Annotated in this window: 6 protein-coding genes; all 6 read right to left on the reverse strand. The window is 67.3% G+C overall.

Annotated elements, in window-relative coordinates:
• Positions 1–2,715 (reverse strand): cobaltochelatase subunit CobN (gene cobN, locus AAGA68_27065; GenBank protein MEM9388732.1); only part of this gene is annotated, 2,715 nt, incomplete at its 3' end.
• 3 nt (positions 2,716–2,718) lie between these two features.
• Complete coding sequence (cobW, locus tag AAGA68_27070) at positions 2,719–3,915, reverse strand: cobalamin biosynthesis protein CobW (protein MEM9388733.1); 1,197 nt, start codon at positions 3,913–3,915, stop codon at positions 2,719–2,721.
• 11 nt (positions 3,916–3,926) lie between these two features.
• Positions 3,927–4,400 carry a DUF1636 domain-containing protein gene (locus AAGA68_27075; GenBank protein MEM9388734.1) on the reverse strand — a complete coding sequence of 158 codons (474 nt, stop codon included), beginning with the start codon at positions 4,398–4,400 and terminating at the stop codon, positions 3,927–3,929.
• 1 nt (position 4,401) lies between these two features.
• A complete protein-coding gene (locus AAGA68_27080; protein MEM9388735.1) occupies positions 4,402–5,448 on the reverse strand; it encodes an ABC transporter ATP-binding protein in 1,047 nt (348 codons plus the stop codon).
• Positions 5,442–6,494: an iron ABC transporter permease gene (locus AAGA68_27085; protein ID MEM9388736.1), complete on the reverse strand. Its 1,053-nt coding sequence runs from the start codon at positions 6,492–6,494 to the stop codon at positions 5,442–5,444. The genes AAGA68_27080 and AAGA68_27085 overlap by 7 nt, the downstream gene beginning before the upstream one ends.
• Positions 6,491–6,748, reverse strand: a complete 258-nt coding sequence (locus AAGA68_27090) for a hypothetical protein (protein ID MEM9388737.1) — start codon at positions 6,746–6,748, stop codon at positions 6,491–6,493. Before AAGA68_27090 ends, AAGA68_27085 begins: the two co-directional genes overlap by 4 nt.
• Positions 6,749–6,884 lie beyond the last annotated feature (136 nt).

Raw genomic sequence — 6,884 nt, forward strand, 5'->3', positions numbered from 1 at the left:
CTGGTACTTCTCGAGCAGCGCCTCGGCGGACTTCCAGCCGAGCTGCCAGCTCGTCGCTGTTGGGATGGCGCGCGTGTCCACGGAGAAGAAGTTGCGTCCCGTGGGCAGTACGTCGGGCCGGCCACGCGAGGGGGCCCCGCTTGGCCCAGCGGGCACGAAGCGCCCTTCGAGGCCGCGCACCAGCTGCGCCTGCTCCTGTCCGCCGCAGGCCTCGAGGCGCGGGGCGAGGTCGGACCACAAGCGATCGAGCACGCGGGCGGTGGCTGACCAGCCGCGGCCTTCGGCGTCTTGGGCGGTGGCACGTCCGTCGATCAGGGATTGGGCGAGCAGTTCGAGGCGCTCGCGCGTATCGCCGCAGTGGCGCCAGGCGTGCTCGGCGTCGACGGCCTCGAGCGTCGCCGGCCGCACGCCCTCCCACGGCGCGCCCCAGTCGGCGTCCAGGGGATCGAACTCGGGTGTGGCGAGCAGGTCGTCGGCGAGCGCGCGGATTAGGCTCGCGTCGCGCCCGTCGCCGAAGCGCACGGGGTAGCGCGCGAGGGCGAGCAGCGTATCCCGCGCCTGCACGCCCTCAGGTGTCTGACCGAACACGTGCAGACCGTCGCGGATCTGGCTCTCCTTAAGCTCGCACAGGTAGGCATCGGTGCTGTTCAGCAACGCCTGCTCATCGGCTTCGTTCGTCGGCACGACCAAGCCGAGATCGCTGTGCAGGTTCTGCCCCACTGCGTGCTCGAGGATTTGCTGGCGCAGCGGCGCCGAGCGCCGCGGATCCATGGTGAGCGCGTCATAGTACTCATCCAGCAGCCGTTCCAGGTCCTGCAGCGGGCCGTAGGTCTCAGCCCGCGTCAACGGCGGCATCAGGTGATCGACGATCACCACCTGGGCTCGGCGTTTGGCCTGCGTCCCCTCTCCGGGGTCGTTGACGATGAAGGGATACAGGTGAGGCGTTGGGCCGAAGGCGAGATCCGGCCAGCAGGTCTCTGCGAGGGCGACGCTCTTGCCCGGTAACCATTCGAGATTTCCGTGCTTGCCCACGTGCACCATGGCGTCGCAGGCGAATACCTCTCGTAGCCAACAGTAGAAGGCAAGGTAGGCGTGGGGTGGCACGAGGTCGGGGTCGTGGTAGCTGGCCATAGGATCGAGATGGTAGCCGCGCGCTGGCTGAATGCCGACGAACACCTGCCCGCAGCGCAGGCCAGCGACCATGAAGCGTCCCGCACGCACCATCGGATCGTCTTTGGGCGGCCCCCAACGCTCGACGATGGCGTCGCGGCTGATTTGCGGGAGAGCGTCGAAGAACGCCAGATACCTCTCCATCGCAAGGCTCTGGTGCGCGGGGCGCAGCGGCCAGTTGGCGGGATCGTTGGTCACGCCGGTCTTGAGCTCACGCATGAGCGCATCGCCGTCGGCCGGGAGCGCCCCGACCGTGTAGCCCTCCTCGGCCAGTCGACGCAGAATCACCAGCACGGACGCTGGCGTGTCGAGCCCGACGCCGTTGCCGAGGCGCCCCTCGCGGGTGGGGTAGTTGGCTAGGATCAGAGCCAAACGTTTCTCATCATTGGGCTTGCGCCGCAGGGCGCCCCAGGCCTCAGCCAGGCGGGCGACGAAAGCGATGCGCTCCTCGTGGGGCTGGTAACGCACCACATCGGTTTGGGTGAGGTCGCAGCGATAGTCGAGGCCTTTGAAGCTCACGGGCCGTGTGATGATGCGCCCGTCAACCTCGGGCATGGCCACGTGCATGGCGATGTCGCGCGGGCGCAGGCCGTGGGCATCGCCTGCCCAGTTCTCCTGGTTGTCGCCGCTCATGATGAGCTGGAACACCGGCACGTCACCGGCGAGCGGCTCGACTTCCTCGTCATCCAGCGCACTGATGGCGAAGGCCGTGGTGTTGAGCACGAGTTCGGCCTCGGCCTCCCGGCACAAGGACTGCAGGGTCTCCAGGCACAGCGGGTCCTTGAGTGACGTCAGCGCTACTGGCAGCGGGTTGAGGCCGCGCGCCTGCAGCGCCTGGCACAGCACGTCGAACACATGTGTGTTACCCGACTGCAGGTGAGCGCGATAGAAAATAATCGCAACGACCGGCGCATGGGGTTGCCACTGGCTCCGCCAGTCCGCAACGGAAGCGAGCGCGTGCTGTGGATGGTACACGGTGATCGCGGGCAGCGGCGTCGGCGGGCGCACCAGCATCTCGACGGCGAAGAACGTGCTGGCGATGAAGTCGTAGAACCGGCGCGCGTTGGCGGCGCCGCCCTCTCGTAGGTAGCGCCACAGCGCATGGCAGATCTCTGCGTCAACGCTACTGTTTACCAGAAGGTTGGCGTCTTCGGTATTGTCGCCAGAGAACATCGCGAGCTGGATACTTCGCTCGCGGCACAGCGAGACGATCCGTTCGGTGCCGTAAGGCCAGTAGCTTTCTCCGCCCAGGTGATCGACGATGATCACCTTCGCGTGCTGCAGCACATCGTCCACGTACAGATCGATGGAGGCGTGCTGGCGCAGGTGGAGCAGGTTGGCCAGCCTGACGGTGGGGTAAGCGGCGCCCACCTTGCCCGCGTGGCCAGAAAACTCCCCCCCGCGAGCCGGATGGGCTTCGGCCAGCAAGGCGAGTGTCGTGTCGGCGGCACTGAGGATCACCACATCAGCCGGTGTCTGCTCCAGGCGCGTGACGATGGAGTCGTCGTCGACAAACCCGCCCGGCTGTGCCGCCAGCATGTGCATAGATCAGACGCCCGCCTGCTGCTGCTGGCGAGCGCCCGGACCGCCCTGGGGCGCCTCGCTCGCTCCGGGCTCTGCATTGCCCAGTACCGCATCACGCAGCGCGGCCTCGAGGGTCGCCTGCTTCAGCTCCCGGCCGATAAACACCAGTTGCGTATGCGGCTTTTCCTCGCCCTTCCAGCGCCGGTCGAAGTAGTGATCGAAGCGCCGTCCCACGCCATTCACGACCAAGCGCATCGGCTTACCCCCAAGCGCGATAAAGCCCTTCACGCGGAAAATCGTGTGCTGCTCGACCAGCGCCTGCAGGGTGGCCAACAGTCGGCCGCGATGCACCACCGGCAGCTCGATCACCAGCGAATCGAAGTGATCATGATCGTGTTCGAACCCGCCATCGGCGTGGTGGTGATCATGGTGGCTGAGGCGAAGGTGGATGTGCTCCTCCGCTGCGCTGGCAAGGCCCAGCAGCTGGCTGAGATCGACGCCCCCTTCGTCGCTCCGCACGACCTTGACCGACGCTGGGATCTCCTCGCGAACGACGGCTTCCACCTGCGCACAGGTCTGCGCGTCCGTGAGGTCGGTCTTGCTCAGGATCACCAGGTCGGCGGACGCGAGCTGATCCTCGAACAGCTCACGCAACGTCGGGTCATGATCGAGATTCGGATCGGCCTCGCGCTGCGCCTGTATCGCTTCGGGCTTGGCGGCAAAGCGCCCGTCTGCAACCGCGGGCGTGTCGACCACCGTGATCACCGCGTCCACCGTGCAGGCGTTGCGGATCTCGGGCCAGTTGAAGGCCTGGACGAGGGGTTTCGGCAGCGCGAGACCGGACGTCTCGATGAGGATGTGGTCGATCGCGTCGCGCCGCTCGACCAGCTCACGCATCACAGGGAAGAACTCTTCCTGCACGGTGCAGCACAAGCAGCCGTTGGCGAGCTCGTACAGCGTGCCGCGTTGCTCGCCGGCCTCGGCGCTCGCGCCGCCGGTGACGCCGGCCATGTCGTCCTCCTCGCAACCGAGACCGCAGCCGCGCAGGATCTCCCCGTCGATGCCGAGTTCGCCGAACTCGTTGACGATGACAGCGACCCGCAGTCCATGGGCGCAATTCAGTATGTTCTTGAGCAAGGTCGTCTTGCCGCTGCCCAGAAAACCGGTCACGATGGTGGCGGGTATACGGCCCCTCGTTGCCGCCTTGGTAGGTGCGCTCATGGCTTATGATCCTATTCGTCGATGTCAGGTGACGGCAGCACGGGGAATCGGGCCACGAATCGGCCACGGATACCGGACGGCCACTGTTTAAAGGGCACTTCACCGGTGAGCGAGGCTTGGTAGCGGAGCCCATAGGCGAGCAGGGTCTCGATGCTCGCCTGGTCCGGCTGCATGTCGCCTACGGTGTAGCCGACCTTGCCGGCGGCACGGAACTGCGCGGTGCACCCCCGTTTGCAGGCCATCAGACAGCGGAAAGGGCGTACCCTAAGGCCCGCCAAGGCGGTCGCCGCCTCGGCATCACCGACCTGCTCTGCAGCTTGACGGCGCATCTGCAATGCCTCTGCGAGAGCGTCGCCCAAACGCTTACCGGGGCGCACATCGTCGGGTTGCTCGGGGTCATAGCCACAGGTCTCGCAGACGACCACGGTGGTGGTGGCGGGCACGCCACGCGAAACGGCCTGGGGGGATGCATCGGAACTGCTCAACTCAGGTCTCCTGCCAGCGTAGGGGCGATGGCACAGAAGGTCCGGGCGTGCGCGCGGATTCGTCCGCGGCGTCGCCACACTCAGTGGCGCCGTCGCCCGATGTACGGTCCGCGACGCCACCGTTCGCCACACTGCCCGTGGCCCGCGCGCCTCGCTCGCAGGCCCACGGCACGATGAACGGCTGCTGGCGGTACTCGCCGACCACCGCCTCCACCTGGTAGACGCGCTGCAGGTAACCTCGCGTGAGCACGCGCCGCGGCACATCGCAGGCGAGCGCCTCGCCTCGGTCGAGAAGCAGCAGCCGATCGCAGAAGCGGCTCGCGAGCGTGAGGTCGTGCAGCACCACGATCGCGGTGCGCCCGTGCTCACACTGCGTCCGCAGCAATTCCATCAGCTTCAGCTGATGGTAGGGGTCGAGGGCGGCTACCGGCTCATCGGCAAGCAGCAGTGGCGCCTCAACGGCGAGCGCACGCGCTAGGCGCGCGCGGGCGAACTCGCCGCCGGAAAGCGTGCCAACCGGCCGCTCGGCCATCGCTTCCAGGCCAGTGTGGGCGAGCGCCTGGGCGATGGCTTGCCCGTCCGCATCAGCCTCGGCGCGGACGCCTACAGCCGCTGGCGGACCGGCAACACCATCGCCAGCCACCTCCATCTTCGCAACGCGTCTCCCCACCAACGCTTGCCACGGCCAAGCGCGACGCTGCCGGTGGGGCATCCGCCCGAGGGCGACGAAATCGCGCACGCTGAGCGGCCACGCGCTCCGCCCGCCCTGGCCGAGGTAGGCGAGCTGGCGCGCCCGCTCTTGCAGACTCATCGCCCGCAAGTCACGGGCGCCGAAGCTCACCTCACCGCGGTAGTCGATGAGCTGGGCGATGGCTTTGAGCAGTGTGCTCTTGCCAGCGCCGTTCGGGCCGACGAAACCAACACACTCGCCAGGCGCCACGGACAGCGACACCTCGGACAGGCGTAGGCGAGGCGTTGCCGGCACGGTCACTGCCCGTACGTTTAGCGCGGCCTCCGCCCTACCCGGCGGTAACCTCCCCTTCACCACGCCTCCCCTTCCTGCTGTCGCTGCTGCCGGCTAAGCACCAGCACGAAGAAAAAGGGCGCGCCGATCAGCGCCGTGACCACACCTAGCATGATCTCCTGCGGGCTGCTGATCGCGCGCAGCACCAGATCGGCCGCGAGCAGTAGCACCGCGCCCCCAAGGGCACTGCTCGGCAGCAGCCTGGACGGTCGATAGGCCACGAATGGCCGCAATAGGTGTGGCACCACCAAGCCAACGAAGCCGATGGCTCCCGTGATCGCCACACACGCGCCCACGCACAGGGCCGTGCCGACGATAACCTGCTGTCGCAACCGGGCAACATGAACGCCCAGGGTGCGCGCCTCCGCCTCTCCGAGCGACAGCGAATCCAACGCCGGACCGCAGGCGAGCAGCAGCGCTGCGCCGGCCACGACGAAGGGCAAGCAAAGCTGCACGTCCGCGAAGCTGCGCTGGCTGAGCGAGCCGAGTAGCCACAGCACGATGTCCTGCACGTCGGCAGGGTTCGGCGCGAGGTTGAGGGCGAGCGAGGTGAGCGCACTGGCGAGCGACGAGAGGGCGATGCCGGCGAGGATCAGGGTGACAGCGGGACTGCGGCGGGCGATGACGTAAAGCACAACCGTTGCGAGGGCAGCGAAGCTCATCGCGGACACCGGCAGCAACCACGGACTCAGGGCCGCGACGCCGAAGTACAGGCAGAGCACAGCACCCAGACTGGCGCTCGAGCTCACCCCGAGCAGCCCAGGCTCAGCGAGCGGGTTCCTGAGCAGCCCCTGAAGCGCTGCGCCCGCCAGGCCAAGGGAGCCTCCGGTAAGGATCGCAAGGACGGCGCGCGGCAGGCGCACGTGACGCACGATGATCTGCTCGCGCAGCGCCTCCTCGGTCGTGCCGGTGCCGAAGAGCGCGGCGAGCACATCGCCGACGCGAAGATCTACCGGGCCGATCGTGAGCGAGAGCAGCGTAAGTCCCAGCAACACCGCGGCCAGCATGGCGTTGAGCTGCGCCGGCGTCAGGACGATCGTCGGCGCTAGGCGCATAACCTGCGCTCTCATCGTGCCGCGCCCGAACGCCCGCCCTTGGCGGCGCCAGCCGCGGCGAGACCATCGTGCGTGGGGAGTTGCCTCGCCAGGTATTCGGCCGTCTCGATCAGGTGCCAAGTGGAGCAGCTGCCCTGATTCGGCGGCAGTTCCAGCACGTCCCGATCCGCGAACAGCGAACGCATCGCCGGGTGACGTAGCAGCTGACTCTCCGCGTAGCCCCGGTCGCGAGTGTAGGCACTCAGCAGGAACACGTCGGGAGGCGACACTAGTGGAGTGTAACAGCTAGATTCGGAGTACAATTCCAGCTATGAGTACTCCTATCCATTTGACCGACGAAGAGCGGGCCGAACTGAGACGTCAGGCGAGTCAACAGAGCGGCCCTGCAGCGCTGGCGAGAAGAGC

Source organism: Pseudomonadota bacterium, from assembly GCA_039193195.1.
Taxonomy (GTDB): domain Bacteria; phylum Pseudomonadota; class Gammaproteobacteria; order Steroidobacterales; family JBCBZW01; genus JBCBZW01.

Coding starts and splice junctions, on each gene's coding strand:
- cobW (MEM9388733.1), bottom strand. CDS start 3,915: ATGAGCGCACCTACCAAGGCGGCAACGAGGGGCCGTATACCCGCCACC.
- AAGA68_27085 (MEM9388736.1), bottom strand. CDS start 6,494: ATGAGAGCGCAGGTTATGCGCCTAGCGCCGACGATCGTCCTGACGCCG.